Source organism: Streptomyces specialis (genome assembly GCF_001493375.1).
Classification (GTDB): domain Bacteria; phylum Actinomycetota; class Actinomycetes; order Streptomycetales; family Streptomycetaceae; genus Streptomyces; species Streptomyces specialis.
Genome location: NZ_LN929763.1, coordinates 1 through 15,832, shown reverse-complemented (window position 1 = coordinate 15,832; position 15,832 = coordinate 1). Strand labels below are relative to the sequence as shown.

Here is a 15,832-nt window from a genome sequence, read left to right as displayed (position 1 = left end):
GCACGCTGTTCACGACTCTAATATAGACCAACGCATCAGCCCACGCATCCGCCCTCGCCCATTGCGCCGCCGTCTTCCTCCCCGCCGATCCGCCACGCGACTCCCGGGTCGCCTTCTGGCACCCCGACGGCTCCCCGCCCGAGGCCCCCCTGCCCACCGAGGACCTGGCCGTGGTGCTGCCGGACCCGGACGGCGCGGTGCGCGTCCGCACCGTCCCGGCGGTCGTGCTGCCCGTGCGCGACGCGCTGCCCGTACTGACCCGGGCCCGGGCCGCCCGGGCCGACGGCGCGGCGGCCTGCTGGGGCGCCGCGGCCGTGCTCGCCCTCCAACTGGCCGCCCGCGGACGGCTGCTGCCCGGCCTGACCCCGGCCGACCACGACGCCTGGCGCCTCGGCCCGCTGGACGCCGCCGACGCCGGGCGGCTGCGCGAGCTGGCCGCCGCGATGCCGCCCCACGCCCACGCCGTGCCGCTGCCGGAACCGGCCGATGACGGCGGGCCGGCGCTGCCCCGGCCCGAGACGCTGCTGCGCGCGTTCCTCGACGCGGTCGCCGACACGCTGCCCCGCACGCCCGCCGCCACGCTCGCCGCGGGCGGCCCCGCCTTCGCCGGCCGGACGCCCCGGCGCATGCCGGAACAGCGCGCCTGGGCCGAGGGCGTGGCGGCCGGGCACGACGCGGGCGTCCGCGTCTCGCTGCGCGTCGAGGCCGACATCCCCTCGGCCCCGGCGGACGGCGCGGCCGGGCCGGCGGTCCGCGCGGTGGTCCAGCTCCACAGCCCCAGCGACCCGACCGCCGTCGCGGACGCCGCCGACGTGTGGGCGGGCACCTCGCCCGCCGCCGCGGCGTTCGGGCCGCGCGCCCGGACCGACGCGCTGCTGACGCTGCGCCGCGCGGCGACCGCGTGGGAGCCGCTGACGGCGCTGCTGTCGGCCGCCGTGCCGGACGCCGTCGACCTCGCCGACGAGGACGTCACCGCGCTCCTCGGCGCACCCGTCACCCGCGCCCTGACGGCCGCCGGTGTCCAGGTGCACTGGCCGCGCCATCTGGTCCGCGGCCTGACCGCCCGCGCCGTCGTCGGACCGGGCGGGGAACGGGACGAGGGACGGGACGGGGAGGCATCCGGTCCGCGTCCCGAGTCCGCGGCGCCGTCGCTGCTGTCGCCCGGCGCGCTGTTCGCGTTCGACTGGCGTTTCGCCGTGGGCGACACCGAGCTGACCCGAGCGGAGCTGGACCGCCTCGCCGAGGCCGGACGACCCGTGGTGCGCCTGCGCGACCAGTGGGTGCTCGTCGCCCCGGAGGAGGTGCGCCGCGCCCGGGACCGCCGGGACCGGGAGGTCACCGCGCTCGACGCCCTCGGCGCCGCCCTCACCGGCAGCACCGCGGTGGACGGCGAACGCGTGGAGGTGGCCGCGACCGGCTGGCTGAGCACCCTCCGCGACCGGCTGGCCGATCCGGAACGGGCCGATCCCGACCCCGTGCCGCAGCCGGCAGCGCTGGCCGCGACCCTGCGCGACTACCAGGTGCGCGGGCTGAACTGGCTGCACCGCATGACCTCGCTCGGTCTCGGCGCCTGCCTCGCCGACGACATGGGCCTGGGGAAGACCATCACGCTGATCGCCCTCCACCTGCACCGCGCCCTCGACCCGGCCACCGCCGGGCCCACGCTCGTGGTGTGCCCGGCGTCGCTCCTGGGCAACTGGCAGCGGGAGTTCGCGGCGTTCGCCCCCGGCGTCCCCGTGCGGCGCCATCACGGCCCGGACCGCGACCTGACGGGACTGGCCGGGAACGAGGTGGTGCTCACCACCTACGGCACCATGCGGCTGGACGCCGACCGCCTCGCCTCGGCGGCCGACTGGTCCCTGGTCGTCGCCGACGAGGCGCAGCACGTGAAGAACCCGTTCTCCGCGACCGCCCGGAGCCTGCGCACGATCCCGGCCCGCGCCCGGGTCGCGCTGACCGGCACGCCCGTGGAGAACAACCTGTCCGAGCTGTGGGCCATCCTCGACTGGACCACCCCGGGCCTGCTCGGCCGCCTCGGCACCTTCCGCTCCCGCTACGCGGACGCCGTCGAGTCCGGCGCCGACCCGGCCGCCGCCGAGCGGCTCGCGCGCCTGGTCCGGCCGTTCCTGCTGCGCCGGCGCAAGTCGGACCCGGGCATCGCGCCCGAACTGCCGCCGAAGACCGAGACCGACCGCGCCGTCGCCCTCACGCCTGAGCAGGCGGGGCTCTACGAGGCCGTCGTCCGCGAGGGGCTGGCCGCCGTCTCGGGCACCGACGGCTTCGCCCGCCGGGGTCTGGTGGTCAAGCTGCTGACCTCGCTGAAGCAGATCTGCAACCACCCCGCGCAGTTCCTCAAGGAGGACGACCCCCGGCTGCCGGGGCGCTCGGGGAAGCTGGAGCTGTTCGACGAGCTGCTGGACACGATCCTGGCCGGAGGCGCGAGCGTGCTGGTCTTCACCCAGTACGTCCGGATGGCCCGGCTGCTGGAACGGCACCTGACGGCGCGCGGCGTGCCGAGCCTGCTGCTGCACGGCGGGACGCCGGTGCCGCGCCGGGAGGAGATGGTCGCCTCGTTCTCGGCCGGCGAGGTCCCGGTCTTCCTGCTCTCGCTCAAGGCGGCGGGCACCGGGCTGAACCTCACCCGCGCCGAGCACGTCGTGCACTTCGACCGCTGGTGGAACCCGGCCGTCGAGGCGCAGGCCACCGACCGCGCCTACCGCATCGGCCAGGACCGGCCGGTGCAGGTCCACCGGCTGATCGCCGAGGGCACGATCGAGGACCGGATCGCCGCGATGCTCGACCGCAAACGGGCCCTGGCCGAGTCGGTCCTCGGCTCCGGCGAGGCCGCCCTGTCCACCCTGTCCGACGCCGAACTCGCCGACCTCGTGGCACTGCGCGGGGCCGGGCAGCCGGGGAGCGCACGATGAACCGAACCGGGCACGACGAGGTGGTCCTCGCCGCCCTGCCCCCGGCCCCCGGGCGCGGCTTCGCGGCCACCTGGTGGGGGCAGAGCTGGCTGAAGGCCTTGGAGGACACCGCGCTGGACGGCAACCGGCTGCGGCAGGGCCGGCGGCACGCCCGGGCGGGCGCGGTCGGCGCCGTCTCCGTCCGGCCGGGGCGGCTGACGGCCGTGGTGCGGGACGCCGACGGCACGCACCACCGCGCCGACGTGCTGCTGCGGCGGCTGACCGGGGCGGAGTGGGACCGGCTGCTGGACACGGTCTCCGGCGAGGCGGGGCACCTGGCGGCGCTGCTGGACCGGGACATGCCCGCCCATCTGGTGGAGGACGCGGCGGCGGCCGGTGTCGACCTGCTGCCGGGCATCGGCGACCTGGAACCGTCGTGCGAGTGCGGCGAGTGGGACCACTGCGCGCACACCGCGGCGCTGTGCTACCAGGTGGCCCGGCTGCTGGACACCGATCCGTTCCTGCTGCTGCTCCTGCGCGGGCGGGCGGAGCGCGAGCTGACCGACGAGCTGCAACGGCGCAGCGCCGCCCGCGCCGAGCCGTCCGGCCCGGACCCGGCGCTCCCGCCGCTGCCCGCCGGGGTGAGCGCGGCCGACGCGTACGCGCGCGCCGGGGCGCTCCCGGCGCTGCCCGCGCCGCCGCCCGCCGTGAGCGAGCCGGGCACCGGGCCCGCGCTGTCCGGCGGCCCGGGTCCGGCCGGCGGACTGGACACCGGGGCGCTGGAGTTCCTCGTCGCGGACACCGCCGTGCGGGCCAGGCGGCTGCTCGCCGAGGCGCTCGGCGCCGGGCACGCCACGGACCCGGTGCCCGCGCCGCTGGGCGTGTGGGAGGACGCGGCGCGGATGGCCTCGGGCCGTCCCCCGGAGCGCGTGGCCCGGCGGCTGGCCGAGGGCTGCGGGCGGAGCGTGCGCGATCTCGATGTGGCCGCCCGGGCCTGGGAGTGCGGCGGGCCGGCGGGGCTGGCCGTGCTGGAGGCGGAGACGGAGGCGCCCGAGGTTCCCGGGCGGGCCGTCGAGCGGCTCGCCGTCGCCTGGGCCGGCGAGGAGTCCCGGCCCGTGCTGCGCCGCTCCGGCGCCCGCTGGACGGTCGTGGGCGAGGGGGTGCAGCTCCGCTGCGACGCGGACGGCCGCTGGTGGCCGTTCCGCAAGTCGGCCGGACGGTGGTGGCCGGCCGGTCCCGCCGAGACGGATCCGGCCGCCGCCCTGGCCGCCGCTCGGGGCGACGGGGGCGACGGCCGGGCCGTCGGCGATCAGGAGGGCTGACCGGCCGTCAGGCCAGGGCCTCCAGCACCGCGTAGTAGCCGCCGGACTGGCCCTCGGCGGTCGGGGGGTAGGACTCGGTGTAGTCGGGCAGGGTGGCGCTGTTCAGCCACTCGTCGTCGGAACAGATCTCGTGGCCGGTGAAGGCGGGGCGGACGTCCGCGAAGGTGAAGCCGTGGTCGGCGGCCCGGTCGGCGATCACACCGACGAGGTTGTCCGCGGCGCCGTTGATGGCGGCCCTGGCCTCCTCGTCGATCCCGAACCAGCAGCTTCCGTCCAGCTCGTACATGCGGGGGTAGCCCATCACCACCACGTGGGCGTTGGGCGCCTCGGCGCGGATGGCGTCGTAGACGGCGTCCAGCCGGGCGGGGAGGGAGTTGGTGATGTAGGTGTTCGCGGTGGCGACGGCCGCCAGGCAGGAGCTGGTGCTCTGGAACACGCAGGTGATCATGGTGTCCTCGAACCCGGCGTCGTTGCCGCCGATGCTGATGGTGACGAGGTCGGTCCCGGAGTCCAACGGCCCGAGCTGGTCGCTGACGACGTCGGTGGTCACGGCGCCGGCGCAGGCGGTGAAGTCGAAGGAGGCGGGGGCGTTGGCGTCGGCCCACAGCTCCGCGTACGCGACGTCGCTGCGCTTGCAGTCACCGCTGGCGCCGTCGTAGTCACCGGCGCCGAGGCCGGAGGAGTAGGAGTCGCCCAGGGCCACGTAGTCCACGGCCGTGGCGGCGGGGGTGTCCTGCGCCAGGGCCGAGCCCGGGGCGAGGGCGGTCACGCCGACCGCGACGGCCGCGGGGGCGGCCGACGCCAGGAAGCGGCGCAGTTTCATGGAACCTCCGGAAGAAGAGCAGCGAGGAACGGCAGGGCACAGGCGCCCTACCCTCGGCACGTTATGACCATGCCAAGCCTGAAAGGGGGTCAGTCCGGTATGGCGTTCACGAACGGCAACGATCCGCGCCACCCGTGGTGACGCGTCCGTCCGGGGCGCTTCCCGGTGCCGTTGGCGGCCTGTGCCGGGCGGTCAGCGCTTCACGCCGACCCCGCAGTAGAACCCGAGCCCGTGCAGCACCGGATCCTCCGGAACGGGCCGCTCCGGCTGCCAGAACGGCGGCTGCACCAGGCCGGGCGGGTCGATGAGGTCGAATCCGTCGAAGAACTCCAGCACCCGGGCGCGCGGGCGCAGCGTGAGCGCGGCGGTCGCCTCGCGGTAGACGTCGCTGACGGCCCGGAGCCGGCCGGGGTCGTGGAAGTCGGAGGTCCCGTGGCTGAGGACCAGGCAGCTTCCCGGCGGCAACGGTTCGGTGAGGGCCGCGACGATGCCCGCCGGGTCGTCGGCGTCGTCGATGAAGTGCAGGATGGCCACGAGCATCAGCGCCACGGGCCGGCCGAGGTCGATCAGCTCCGTGACGGCGGGATGGGCGAGGATCGAGGCCGGGTCGCGCAGGTCGGCGAGGGCGAACTCCGCGTTCCCGTCGTTGATCAGCTTGGCGCCCGCGTAGGTGCTGACGATCGGGTCGTTGTCGACGTACGCCACCCGGACGTCCGGGTCGGTGGCCCGCGCCACCTCGTGGGTGTTGGGCGAGGTCGGGATGCCGGTGCCGATGTCGATGATCTGGCGGATGCCCCGGCCGACGACGGCCCTGGTGGCGCGGCGCAGGAACCCGCGGTTCTCCCGGGCCGCCGTTCTGATGTCCGGCAGCAGCTCGATCACGCGCTCGGCGGCGGCGCGGTCCACCTCGTAGTTGTCCTGCCCGCCGAGGTAGTAGTCGTACATCCGCGCGGGGTGAGGTCTGCCGGTGTCGATCTGCTCCGCGGTGAATCCCGCGCTGTGGACCCCGGTCCGGCCTTCGTCGCTCACGGCGTGCTCCGTCTTCTCGTCCCTGCTTACCGGCGCGGTGTCCGCCCCCCCGTGGGCGGACACCGCGCTCCCATCCCCGCGGATGGTCAGACCAGGAGGAAGTCCGCTTCTCCGGACTTCACTCCCTGGATGAACCTCTCGATCTCGTGATGCGAGCAGATCAGCGCGGGGCCGTCCGGGTCGGCCGACTGGCGCAGGGCCACCCGGCCGTCCCCCAGCCGCATCACCTCGACACAGCTCCCGCCGTTGCCGCCGCTCCAGGGCTTGTGCCACCCCTCGGTGCCGAGCTGCGCGGCGGGCATGCCGTTGTATACGCGATCCATGGTTCAGATCTCCTTGCGAATGGCGCCGAGGAGGGCCCCGGTGCGGTTCACTGGCGCGGCTTGCGCGCACATCCGGTCCAGGGCCTCCCGGAACGCCGACACATCGTCGCGCTGATCGAAGTACGCCGCGCCGACGAGGCTCTCCGCACAGGCGACATCGGACAGTTCGGGCAGGGGGAACCGGAAGAGGTGGAAAGGCCCGTACATCGCCGGATGGGGTCCCGCGGAGAACGGCATCACCTGGAGCCGCACCTGCGGCATCGTGGTGGCGGCCTCGATCAGCCGGGCGATCTGGGCGCGCATGACGTGCGGCCTGCCGATCGGCCGGCGCAGAACCGTTTCGTCCATCACGATCCACAGCAGCGGCGGCTGCTTGCGGACCAGCAGCTCCTGGCGCGTGAGGCGCAGCGCCACGAGCCGCTCGATCTCACGGGCCGGGGCGTGCGGCATGCCGGCGCGGAGCACCGTCGTGGCGTACGCCTCGGTCTGCAACAGGCCGGGAATGTAGTGCGGCTCGTACGCCCGGATCTGGTCGGCCTCCGCCTCCAGACTGACGAACGCGCTGAACCACTCGGGCAGGACGTCCCGGTACCGGTGCCACCAGCCGGGCTGGTTGGCCTCGCGCACCAGCGTGAGGAACCCGTCGATCTCCCCCTGGCCGGTCACGCCGTAGATGCGCAGGAGCTTCTCGACGTAGGGGACCTTGAGGCCGACCTGCGCCTTCTCCATCCGGCGGATGGTGGCGTGGGTGACGTCCAGTGCCCTGGCCGCCTCCTCGAAGGACAGTCCCGCGGTCTCCCGCAGGTCCTGCAGTCGCTTGCCGAGCACGAGCCGCAGCACCGTCGCCGCACCGCCCGCCGGTCCGCTCGCCACTATGCCGCCCCTTCAACTACCGCCATGTACAAGCAGTCTGTCATGGCGTCAGCGTCGGCGACAGACTGATATCGGTACATCTGAAAATTGCAGGTTGACTCTTGCCGGATGAGACGACCAGCACGCACAGTAGGTCGGTGGCCTTTTCCTCGCACGCTCAGTCACCCGGACAGGACCGGACCGTTGTTCTGACGGACGAGCGGCTCAGCTTCGTCCTGCCGGCCGTCGACGCCTCGGCCTCCGAGGCGCGAAGACGGACGCGCCTGCAACTGGCGGCGTGGCGGACACCGGGCGATACCGCCGACAGTGCCCAGTTGGTGGTGTCGGAGCTGGTGACCAACGCGCTGCGGCACACCGGGAGCCGGACGGTCGGCTGCGAACTGCGTCGCGTCGAGGGGGCGTTGCGCGTCGCGGTGGCCAGTGACGGGACGGGTCCGCAGGGGGCGCCCGGTCCCGCGGCCGAGGACGACGAGAGCGGCCGGGGCCTGTTCCTGGTCTGCGCGCTGGCGAAGGTGTGGGGGGTACGGCCGCGCGAGGGCGGCCGGGGACATGTGGTCTGGGCGGATCTGCCCCTGGCGCCGGAGGACGGCGGCGAGAGCTGACCCGGCGCGGGGTGACCGGAATCACGCGGTACGGGTGAAGCGGGCGGTGGCCATGACCCGGAGCTTCCCGGCGCCGAGCGCGCCGGTCAGGAGAGCCGCGCAGCCGCAGCCGAGCGTGAACACGTAGCCCCAGCGCGGGCCGTGCTCCTCGATGACCAGTCCCGCCGTCAGGACGCCGAACGCCCGGCCGAGGCCCACCGCCGTGGAGAGCCAGGCCATGCTCTCGGTGAGGGCCTCGCCGGGCGCGCCCCGCCGCACCAGGCTGTAACCGGCGATGATCGTCGGGGCGATGAGGAAGCCGGAGAAGAGGGAGAAGGCGCACAGCGCGGCCACGTTCGGCATCGCCCACAGCGGGCCCACCCCGGCGACCACGGCGGCCAGCGCCAGCAGGAACCGGCGGTCCAGCGGCAGGCGCCAGGCCCGCGCGCCGTACCACAGTCCCCCGGCCGCGCTGCCCGACGCGTACGCGGCCATGACCACGCCGACGGCCCAGGTCCCGCCGTACACGTCGGTGAACGCCAGCGTGCTCAGCTCCCACGCGGCGAACATGGCCGCGGTGAACACGTAGACACCGCATATCAGACGCAGCCCCGGGACGGACAGGGCGCGGGCGCCGCCGCTCCGGCGGGGCGGCACCGGGGGTTCGGTCCGGCGCTGCGCGGCCAGCAGCAGGCTGCCGGTCATCCCGGTGAGGACGGTCACGACCACGCCGGACGCCGGGTGGATCAGCACGACGGCGGCGACGAGCAGCGGCCCGACGACGAAGATCAGCTCGTCGACCACCGACTCGAACGAGTACGACGACGTCAGCAGCGTCCCGGAGGGGTCGTCGCCCGCCAGGTGGCTCCAGCGGGCCCGGACCAGGGCGCTCAGCGGCGGCATCGTCGCGCCGAGGGCGGCGCCGGCCGCGTAGAGCAGCCGGCGCGGGGCCCCCGTCGGGGCGGCCAGCAGGAACGGTCCGCCGGCCGCGCCGACCGGGGGGGCGACGGGGCGCAGCCCCCGCCGCTGCCCGAACCGGTCGATGGCGTACCCCACCCGGGGGACCACCAGGGCGTAGCAGAGGGCTCCCCCGGCGGCCACGGCTCCGGCGGTGGCGTAGCTGTCGGTGACATGGGTCACCAGGAGGACCGTGCCGAGCGCGAGCATCGACATGGGCATACGGCCCACGACGCTCGCCGCGACGAACGCCCCGGCGCCCGGTACGCGGAAGATGTCCCGGTAGATCCGCAGCCCGGCGGCAGATCGTCCCATGGAGGCCGATCCTCCTCCCGGCGGCCCCGGACGCGCACCCGAATTCCGCCCGGCGCCGCCCGGGCCATCCGGGCGGCGCCGTTCACCAGTACGGGAACCGGCTCTTTATCCACCTCGAACACCAGGGTCTTTACTATTTGATTAACCTTGCATCCGATCGCCTCGGCGGTCCGGGCGGCCGTCCTGGCCGCCTCGGGGAAGGCACGGTTCGGCACGGCCCCGTGCCGAAGACCGGAAGACGGAGGAACAGTGGACGTCTCGTTGACCATGTGGGTGCTCACGGTGGTGGTGCTCTGCGCGCTCATCGCCGTGGACTTCTTCTTCGGGCGCAAGCCGCACGAGGTGACGCTCAGGGAGGCCGGGACGTGGACCGTGATCTGGGTCGTGCTGGCGGTGCTGTTCGGCATCGGGCTGCTGATCTTCTCCGGCGGCACCCCGTCCGGTGAGTTCTTCGCGGGGTATGTCACCGAGAAGTCGCTCAGCGTGGACAACCTCTTCGTCTTCGTGCTGATCATGACCAAGTTCGCCGTGCCCGCGGAGTACCAGGCGCGGGTGCTGATGGTCGGCGTGCTGATCGCGCTGGTGCTGCGCGCCGGGTTCATCGCGGCGGGCGCCGCGCTGATCGCCAGCTTCTCCTGGGTCTTCTACATCTTCGGCGCCTTCCTCATCTGGACCGCGTGGAAGCTCATCAAGGAGGCGCGGGCCGACCACCCCGAGGAGGAGTACGAGGAGAACCGCTTCCTGAAGCTGGTCGAGCGGCGCTTCCCGGCCACCGACCGGTACCACGGCACCCGCCTCTTCATCCGGGAGAACGGCCGCCGCCTGATCACGCCGATGCTGATCGTGATGCTGGCGATCGGCAGCACCGACCTGCTCTTCGCGCTGGACTCGATCCCGGCCATCTTCGGGCTCACCGAGGACGCCTACATCGTCTTCACCGCCAACGCGTTCGCGCTGATGGGCCTGCGCCAGCTCTACTTCCTGATCGGCGGCCTGCTGGAGAAGCTGGTGCACCTGTCGTACGGGCTGTCGATCATCCTCGGCTTCATCGGCGTGAAGCTCGTGCTGCACGCCCTGCACGAGTCGGGCGTGCACACCCCGGAGATCAGCACCCCCCTCTCGCTGGGCGTCATCTGCGCCGTGCTGGCCGTCACCACCGTCACAAGCCTGTACGCGACGCGCGGGGACCGGGCGGACGCCGGGACACCGGAGGCGCGGCGCTAGGCACCCCTTCGGTACGGTGTCGCCCCGGGATGCCGCGTCTGGGCAGGAACCAGCCGGCCGTGCGAGGAGTTCACCCTGTGGTGGACTGCCGGACACCGAGGGTTGACGGGAGACAGCTCATGGGGACGGAGCCGACGGGCCGGGACGACCCGCAAGGCGACGAGTGGGACGACGTCGTGCTCGACGAGAGCTTCGTGCGCGGTGCCGAGGTGCGCGAGCCCGCGGCCAGGACACGCATGCTGAGCGAGCGCTGGAAGGACGGCGGCCCCACCCCGCAGCCCTGGCGTTCCGACGAGCCGCCCGCCGGATGGATATACGGCTCGGGACGCCGGGGCAAGGCGGGCGGGCCGGGGAAGCGACGATGGTTCCGGCGGAAGGGCAAGGACGGCGGCGGGGAGTGAGGTGAAGGGCTCCTCCCGCGACATCCGCACGGCCAACCGCTACCGGCTCGTCCGGCAGGCGATCGCGGAGTCCCCGGTGTCCCGTCCCCGGCTCGCGGCGGCGACCGGCCTCAGCCTGGCGACCGTCGCGACGCTGGTGGGCGAGCTGCTGGATCAGGGGATGCTCATCGACGCGGGCTTCGAGGACTCGGGCGGCGGGCGGCCTCGTGGCCTGCTCGCGGTCAACCCGCGCGGCGGGGCGCTGATCGGCGTCGAGGTCGCGGAGACCCATGTGCATGTGGAGGTCGTCGATCTGGCGCTGCGCGTGCTGGCCCGTGCCCACGAGGAGCTGCGGCGCGGCGACCACGAGCCGCCGCGGGTGGCCGGCCGCATCGCCGCCGCCGTCAGCGCGGCGGCGTCACGGGCGGCGGCCGAGCCGCGGGTGCTGGGCGCGGGCATCAGCGTGCCGGGCATGGTGGACCGGGAGGGCGCGGTGTCGGTCTTCGCCGCCGACTGGGGCTGGCACGACGTGCCGCTCCTGGGGCTGCTGTCCGAGCGTGTCCCCTACCGGCTGTACCTCGACACCCCGCTGCGGGCCTGCCTGGTCGCCGAGCTGTGGTTCGGCGCGGCGCGCGGCCGGGACGACGCGGTGGTGGTGAGCCTGGGCTCCGGCGTCGGCGCCGGGCTGGCCCTCGGCGGGACCCCGTACCGCGGTGTCTCCAACAGCGCGGGCGAGTGGGGGCACACCACGCTGGTGCTGGACGGCCGCCCATGCCACTGCGGCCGGCGCGGCTGCGTCGAGTCCTACGTCGGGGCACCCGGCATCATGCGGAACCTGCGGGAGACGAGCCCGGACAGCCCGATGCTCGCCCCCGGCGACCAGGCCGCCACCGTCGCGCGGCTGGCGCGCGGCTACGTCGAGGGGGACCCGGTGGCCCGCCAGGTCCTGCGGACCACGGCGGGCTATCTCGGCGCCGCCCTCGCCGATCTGGTCAACCTGCTCAATCCCGAGATCATCGTGCTCACCGGCTGGGTCGCCCGGCGGCTGGGCCCGCCGCTGCTGGAGCTGGCCCGGGAGGCCCTGGCCCGGTACGCGCTGCGCGGCCCGCTGGCCGCCACCGAGTTGGTGCTCAGCCCCCTCCCGGCCAACCCGGTGAGCCTGGGCGCGGCCACCTTCGCCCTGGAGGGCGCCCTCGCCTCGCTCGGGCGCCCCGGCACGGCCCGTTAGGCTCTCGCTCATGCGACCGTCCTACCGGCACACCGTCACACCGCCGCCGTCCGCCCGTTGAGGGCGCACGACTGACGCCGCGACACGCCACCGGCCCGCCGCCCACCGGCCCGGCCGGTGTCCCGGTGCGCCCTCCCGCTGATCCCGGACCTCACGGACCTCACGGAGCAGGACGCCCCTCACCATGTCCGCGCCCCCCTCTCCCTCTTCATCCTCTTCATCCCCTTCGACACGTTCGACCCCTTCGACGGCCGTGCCCGCCACGCGCCGTCCGGCCGTCGGGCCCTGCCTGATCCTGGCCGCCGCCGCGCTGTGGGGCACCACCGGCACGGCCGCCGGGTTCGCCCCCGACGACGCCTCGGCCCTGTCCATCGGCGCGGCCACCACGGGCCTCGGCGGTCTGCTCCCCCTGGCGGCGGCCGGCCGGCCCGCGTTCGCGGTGCTGCGCGACGGCCCCGGGGCGCTGCGCTGCGCGCTGCTCGGCGCGATCGGCGTGGTCGTCTACCCGCGGGCGTTCTACCCCGCCGTGGCCTGGGCGGGGGTGGCCGTCGGCACGGTCGTCAGTCTCGGCTGCGCCCCCGTCGCCGCCGCCCTGCTGGAGCGGGCCGTCGACGGGACGCGGCTGACCCGGCGCCGGTGGGCCGCGACAGCGTGCGCCATGCTGGGCTGCCTCGCGCTGGTACTCGCCGGGAGCGGCGGCGGCCCGGGCGGCCGGGTGACCGCCGGCGTCGCCCTGGCGGTGCTGGCGGGCGCCGGTTACGCCACCTACGCGTACCAGCAGCACGGTGGCCCCGAGCCCGAACAGCGCGCCCATCGTGGCGCGCGCCGAGTGCCCGGACCGGATGAGCCGGGCGCCGCAGCCGCTGTTCGCGGCGACGGGCGGCGCGCTGGTCGGCGAGCCACGCGGTCTGGCGATCGCCGCCTACCTCGCGGTGGTCCCGATGTGGCTGGCGTACACCCTGTTCGGCGCCGGGCTGGCCCGGGTCCCGGCGAGCGCGGCGACGACGCTCAGCCTGTTCGAACCGGTGGTGGCCGCGGTGCTGGGCGTCACGGTCGTCGGCGAACACCTCGGCGCCGCGGCCTGGGCCGGGATGGGTCTGATCGTGCTGGGCCTGCTGGCGCTGACGTCCCCGGAGAACCGGTGAACACGGCCCTCCGCCGGACCTCCGGGCAGCGCGGGCCGACGAACGCCGGACAGTTAGGATGCTCCGCGCGCCGCCGCGGAGGCCGCTGCCCGGCCTCCGCCTGTCCGTCCGCCCGGAAGGAGCGTGTCATGCCCGTGCCCGAGGGCCCGCTCGTCATCGGTGTGGACAGCTCCACGCAGTCCACCAAGGTCCTGGTGGTGGACGCCGCCGACGGTTCGGTCGTGGCCCGCGGCCAGGCGCCGCACACGGTGACCCCCGGCCGGGGAGCCGACCCCGAGCAGTGGTGGCGGGCGCTGACCGACGCGGTCGGACAGTGCGGGCCGGTCGTCGGCCGGGCCGCGGCCGTGTCCGTCGCCGGTCAGCAGCACGGCCTGGTGACACTTGACGGTTCGGGCCGCCCGGTGCGCGACGCGCTGCTGTGGAACGACACCCGTTCCGCGCCGCAACGGGACCGGCTGGTCGGCGAGCTGGGCGGCGCCCAGGCGTGGGCGGAGCGGGTCGGCAGCGTCCCGGGGCCCGCGTTCACCGTCACCAAGTGGGCCTGGCTGCGGGAGAACGAGCCCGCCTCCGCCGCCGCCACCCGGGCCGTGCGGCTCCCGCACGACTACCTGACCGGGCGGCTGACCGGCCAGGAGGCGCGCGGCGGCACCACCGACCGAGGCGACGCCTCCGGCACCGGCTGGTGGTCCACCGCGACCGGGGAGTACGACCACGGCGTCCTGGCGCACGTCGGGCTCGACCCGGAGCTGCTGCCGCGCGTGGTCCCGCCCGGCGAGCCCGCCGGCACGGTCCGGCCGGGCCTGCCGTTGCCCGCGGGCATCCCGGTCGCGGCCGGCACCGGGGACAACATGGCCGGCGCCCTCGGCCTCGGGCTCGTTCCCGGTCGCCCGGTGCTCAGCCTGGGCACCTCCGGCACCGTCTACGCCGTCTCCACGCGCCGCCCGGCCGACCCGACCGGTGTCGTGGCCGGTTTCGCGGACGCCGGCCACGCCTTCCTGCCGCTGGCCTGCACGCTCAACTGCACCCTGGCCGTCGACCGGTTCGCGGCGCTGCTCGGCCTGGACCGGGAGGCGGCCGAGCCCGGCGGCGAGGCCGTCGTGCTGCCGTTCCTCGACGGCGAGCGCACCCCGGACCTCCCCGGCGCCACGGGCCTCGTCCACGGCCTGCGCCACGCCACGACCGGCGGCCAGGTGCTCCAGGCCGCCTACGACGGCGCGGTGTTCGCCCTGCTGCGCGCCCTGGGCCAGGTCCTCGACGGCGACGGCAACGGCGGCGATCCCGCCGTGCCGATCGTGCTCATCGGCGGTGGCGCCCGAGGCACCGCCTGGCGCGAGACCGTGCGCAGGCTGTCCGGCCGCCCGGTGCTCGTGCCCCGGGCGCGGGAGCTGGTGGCCCCCGGCGCCGCCGCCCAGGCCGCCGGGCTGCTCCTGGGCCGCGATCCGGCCGCCGTCGCCCGGGACTGGGGCACGTCCGACGGGCCCGCGTACGAGGCGGTGGCACGGGACGACGCCGCGCTGGCCAGGATCGCCGCGGCCCTCTCGGACGCCGACGCGCTGCTGCGGCGGTCCTGAGCGCGGGGGCCGCCCCGCGCACCCCGGGGTGACACCTGTCCCGTGGTGACCCTGGCCGAGATCCGCCCCTGGCGGGAACGGACATCTTGGCAGGCCACAGGCCGTGCCTCAGCATGGGAGCGGTCCGCCGCGCACGCCCCTTCCGCACGCACGCCGAGAAGGAACACCATGGCCCCACCGCCCCCGCCCGGCCCGCGCCCGTCGCGCCGCTCGCTGCTGCGGGGCGGCGCCGTGCTGGCGACCGGGACCACGGCCCTGTCGGTCTCCGGCGACCAGGCCCTGGGCCGGACCGCGACGGCCGCCCTCCCGACCGGGGAGGCGGGCGCCGCCGAGTTCCCCGGCGCGGCGTGGGCTCCCGCCGCCGCCTCCACCTACACGGCCGCCGACCGACCGTCGACGTACCCGGTGCGGTATGTCGTCATCCACGTCGCGCAGGAGACGTACGCGGACACGGTGGGGATCTTCCAGGACCCGGCGCGCGAGGTCTCCGCGCACTATGTGGTCGCCGCCGACGGGCGGATCGCGCAGTGCGTGCGCGAGCGGGACATCGGCTGGCACGCGGGGAACTGGAGCTACAACACGCTCAGCATCGGCATCGAGCACGAGGGCTGGGTGGACGAGCCCCGGTGGTTCACCACCACCATGTACGAACGGTCGGCCGCCCTCACCGCGCGGATCTGCGCCGCGTACGGCATCCCCAGAACCCGCGCCCGCGTCATCGGCCATCACGAGGTGCCGGACGCCACCCACACCGACCCCGGCCCCCACTGGGACTGGGACCGGTACCTGACGCTCGTCAACGCCCTGTGACCGCCACCGGGTTACGGCGTTCAATCCTCCTGGCGCCGGAATTCACCACATCAAGCGAAAATCTGCCGACAGCCTCGTGGTGCGCGCGTCTCGCGCGCAGGATCGCCCCGTGATGTCACCAGGACAGCGCGTCCGCCGCACCGGAGCGACAGCCGCCTGCGCCGTCCTCGCCGTCTGCGCCGCGCTGGTCATGGCGATCGCCGCGGGCGGGCCGGCCCAGGGGCACGGCTGGCCGCCCGGCCGGTGTCACTGGCCGTGGGAGCCGGTCCGGCCGCTGTTCCTCGCCCCGCCGCCGTTCCCCCCCCCCCCCCCGCCGGGCCCCCCGCCCCCCCCCCCCCCCCGCTC

At 75.2% G+C, this 15,832-nt stretch carries 14 protein-coding genes and 2 pseudogenes; 11 read left to right on the top strand and 5 right to left on the bottom strand.

What is annotated here, in order from left to right; genetic code table 11:
* Nucleotides 1-170: 170 nt before the first annotated feature.
* Nucleotides 171-2,927, top strand: a complete 2,757-nt coding sequence (locus BN2279_RS03740) for a DEAD/DEAH box helicase (protein ID WP_234347395.1) — start codon at nt 171-173, stop codon at nt 2,925-2,927.
* On the top strand, nt 2,924-4,228 hold the full coding sequence (locus BN2279_RS03735; protein ID WP_059006393.1) for an SWIM zinc finger family protein: 1,305 nt from the start codon (nt 2,924-2,926) through the stop codon (nt 4,226-4,228). The genes BN2279_RS03740 and BN2279_RS03735 overlap by 4 nt, the downstream gene beginning before the upstream one ends.
* Before the next feature lie 7 nt (nt 4,229-4,235).
* On the opposite strand, the gene BN2279_RS03730 is transcribed toward BN2279_RS03735, so the two are convergent.
* From BN2279_RS03730 to BN2279_RS03715, 4 genes are all read right to left on the bottom strand, one after another.
* On the bottom strand, nt 4,236-5,051 hold the full coding sequence (locus BN2279_RS03730) for an SGNH/GDSL hydrolase family protein (RefSeq protein WP_059006391.1): 816 nt from the start codon (nt 5,049-5,051) through the stop codon (nt 4,236-4,238).
* A 192-nt stretch (nt 5,052-5,243) separates the two neighbouring features.
* Nucleotides 5,244-6,080 carry an SAM-dependent methyltransferase gene (locus tag BN2279_RS03725; protein WP_059006719.1) on the bottom strand — a complete coding sequence of 279 codons (837 nt, stop codon included), beginning with the start codon at nt 6,078-6,080 and terminating at the stop codon, nt 5,244-5,246.
* An 86-nt stretch (nt 6,081-6,166) separates the two neighbouring features.
* Nucleotides 6,167-6,403 (bottom strand): DUF397 domain-containing protein, encoded by a 237-nt coding sequence (locus BN2279_RS03720; RefSeq protein WP_059006389.1) that lies wholly within the window; start codon nt 6,401-6,403, stop codon nt 6,167-6,169.
* A 3-nt stretch (nt 6,404-6,406) separates the two neighbouring features.
* Complete coding sequence (locus BN2279_RS03715; RefSeq protein ID WP_059006387.1) at nt 6,407-7,276, bottom strand: helix-turn-helix domain-containing protein; 870 nt, start codon at nt 7,274-7,276, stop codon at nt 6,407-6,409.
* 137 nt (nt 7,277-7,413) lie between these two features.
* On the opposite strand from BN2279_RS03715, the gene BN2279_RS03710 reads away from it, so the two are divergent.
* Nucleotides 7,414-7,878, top strand: a complete 465-nt coding sequence (locus tag BN2279_RS03710) for an ATP-binding protein (RefSeq protein WP_159037039.1) — start codon at nt 7,414-7,416, stop codon at nt 7,876-7,878.
* Nucleotides 7,879-7,899: 21 nt separating this feature from the next.
* Here the strand turns inward: BN2279_RS03710 and BN2279_RS03705 are convergent, their stop codons facing one another.
* On the bottom strand, nt 7,900-9,129 hold the full coding sequence (locus BN2279_RS03705) for an MFS transporter (RefSeq protein WP_059006386.1): 1,230 nt from the start codon (nt 9,127-9,129) through the stop codon (nt 7,900-7,902).
* Nucleotides 9,130-9,378: 249 nt separating this feature from the next.
* Between BN2279_RS03705 and BN2279_RS03700 the strand changes: the two genes are divergently transcribed.
* The 8 genes and pseudogenes from BN2279_RS03700 to BN2279_RS30165 all read left to right on the top strand — a co-directional run.
* Entirely contained in the window at nt 9,379-10,353 is a 975-nt protein-coding gene (locus BN2279_RS03700; protein WP_059006384.1) for a TerC family protein, read from the top strand.
* Nucleotides 10,354-10,472: 119 nt separating this feature from the next.
* On the top strand, nt 10,473-10,754 hold the full coding sequence (locus BN2279_RS03695) for an SGM_3592 family protein (protein ID WP_059006381.1): 282 nt from the start codon (nt 10,473-10,475) through the stop codon (nt 10,752-10,754).
* Between the two features lies 1 nt (nt 10,755).
* A complete protein-coding gene (locus BN2279_RS03690) occupies nt 10,756-11,961 on the top strand; it encodes an ROK family protein (RefSeq protein ID WP_059006379.1) in 1,206 nt (401 codons plus the stop codon).
* 184 nt (nt 11,962-12,145) lie between these two features.
* Nucleotides 12,146-12,583 (top strand): annotated as a pseudogene (locus tag BN2279_RS31355) (EamA family transporter); the annotation flags it as partial.
* A gap of 163 nt (nt 12,584-12,746) precedes the next feature.
* Nucleotides 12,747-13,106, top strand: coding sequence for an EamA family transporter (locus tag BN2279_RS30175; protein WP_234347389.1), 360 nt, complete (start codon nt 12,747-12,749; stop codon nt 13,104-13,106).
* Between the two features lie 128 nt (nt 13,107-13,234).
* The gene (gene xylB, locus BN2279_RS30170; RefSeq protein WP_059006377.1) at nt 13,235-14,677 is read left to right on the top strand and encodes a xylulokinase; all 1,443 of its coding nucleotides are present in this window, start codon (nt 13,235-13,237) and stop codon (nt 14,675-14,677) included.
* Nucleotides 14,678-14,845: 168 nt separating this feature from the next.
* Nucleotides 14,846-15,487: an N-acetylmuramoyl-L-alanine amidase gene (locus BN2279_RS03675; RefSeq protein ID WP_059006374.1), complete on the top strand. Its 642-nt coding sequence runs from the start codon at nt 14,846-14,848 to the stop codon at nt 15,485-15,487.
* 112 nt (nt 15,488-15,599) lie between these two features.
* Nucleotides 15,600-15,832, top strand: a pseudogene (locus tag BN2279_RS30165) (hypothetical protein); the annotation flags it as partial.

Bases quoted from the DNA above. Each gene is read 5' to 3' on its own strand.
- BN2279_RS03735 (WP_059006393.1), top strand. From the start codon at position 2,924: ATGAACCGAACCGGGCACGACGAGGTGGTCCTCGCCGCCCTGCCCCCG.
- BN2279_RS03730 (WP_059006391.1), bottom strand. From the start codon at position 5,051: ATGAAACTGCGCCGCTTCCTGGCGTCGGCCGCCCCCGCGGCCGTCGCG.
- BN2279_RS03720 (WP_059006389.1), bottom strand. From the start codon at position 6,403: ATGGATCGCGTATACAACGGCATGCCCGCCGCGCAGCTCGGCACCGAG.
- BN2279_RS03705 (WP_059006386.1), bottom strand. From the start codon at position 9,129: ATGGGACGATCTGCCGCCGGGCTGCGGATCTACCGGGACATCTTCCGC.
- BN2279_RS03695 (WP_059006381.1), top strand. From the start codon at position 10,473: ATGGGGACGGAGCCGACGGGCCGGGACGACCCGCAAGGCGACGAGTGG.
- xylB (WP_059006377.1), top strand. From the start codon at position 13,235: ATGCCCGTGCCCGAGGGCCCGCTCGTCATCGGTGTGGACAGCTCCACG.
- BN2279_RS03675 (WP_059006374.1), top strand. From the start codon at position 14,846: ATGGCCCCACCGCCCCCGCCCGGCCCGCGCCCGTCGCGCCGCTCGCTG.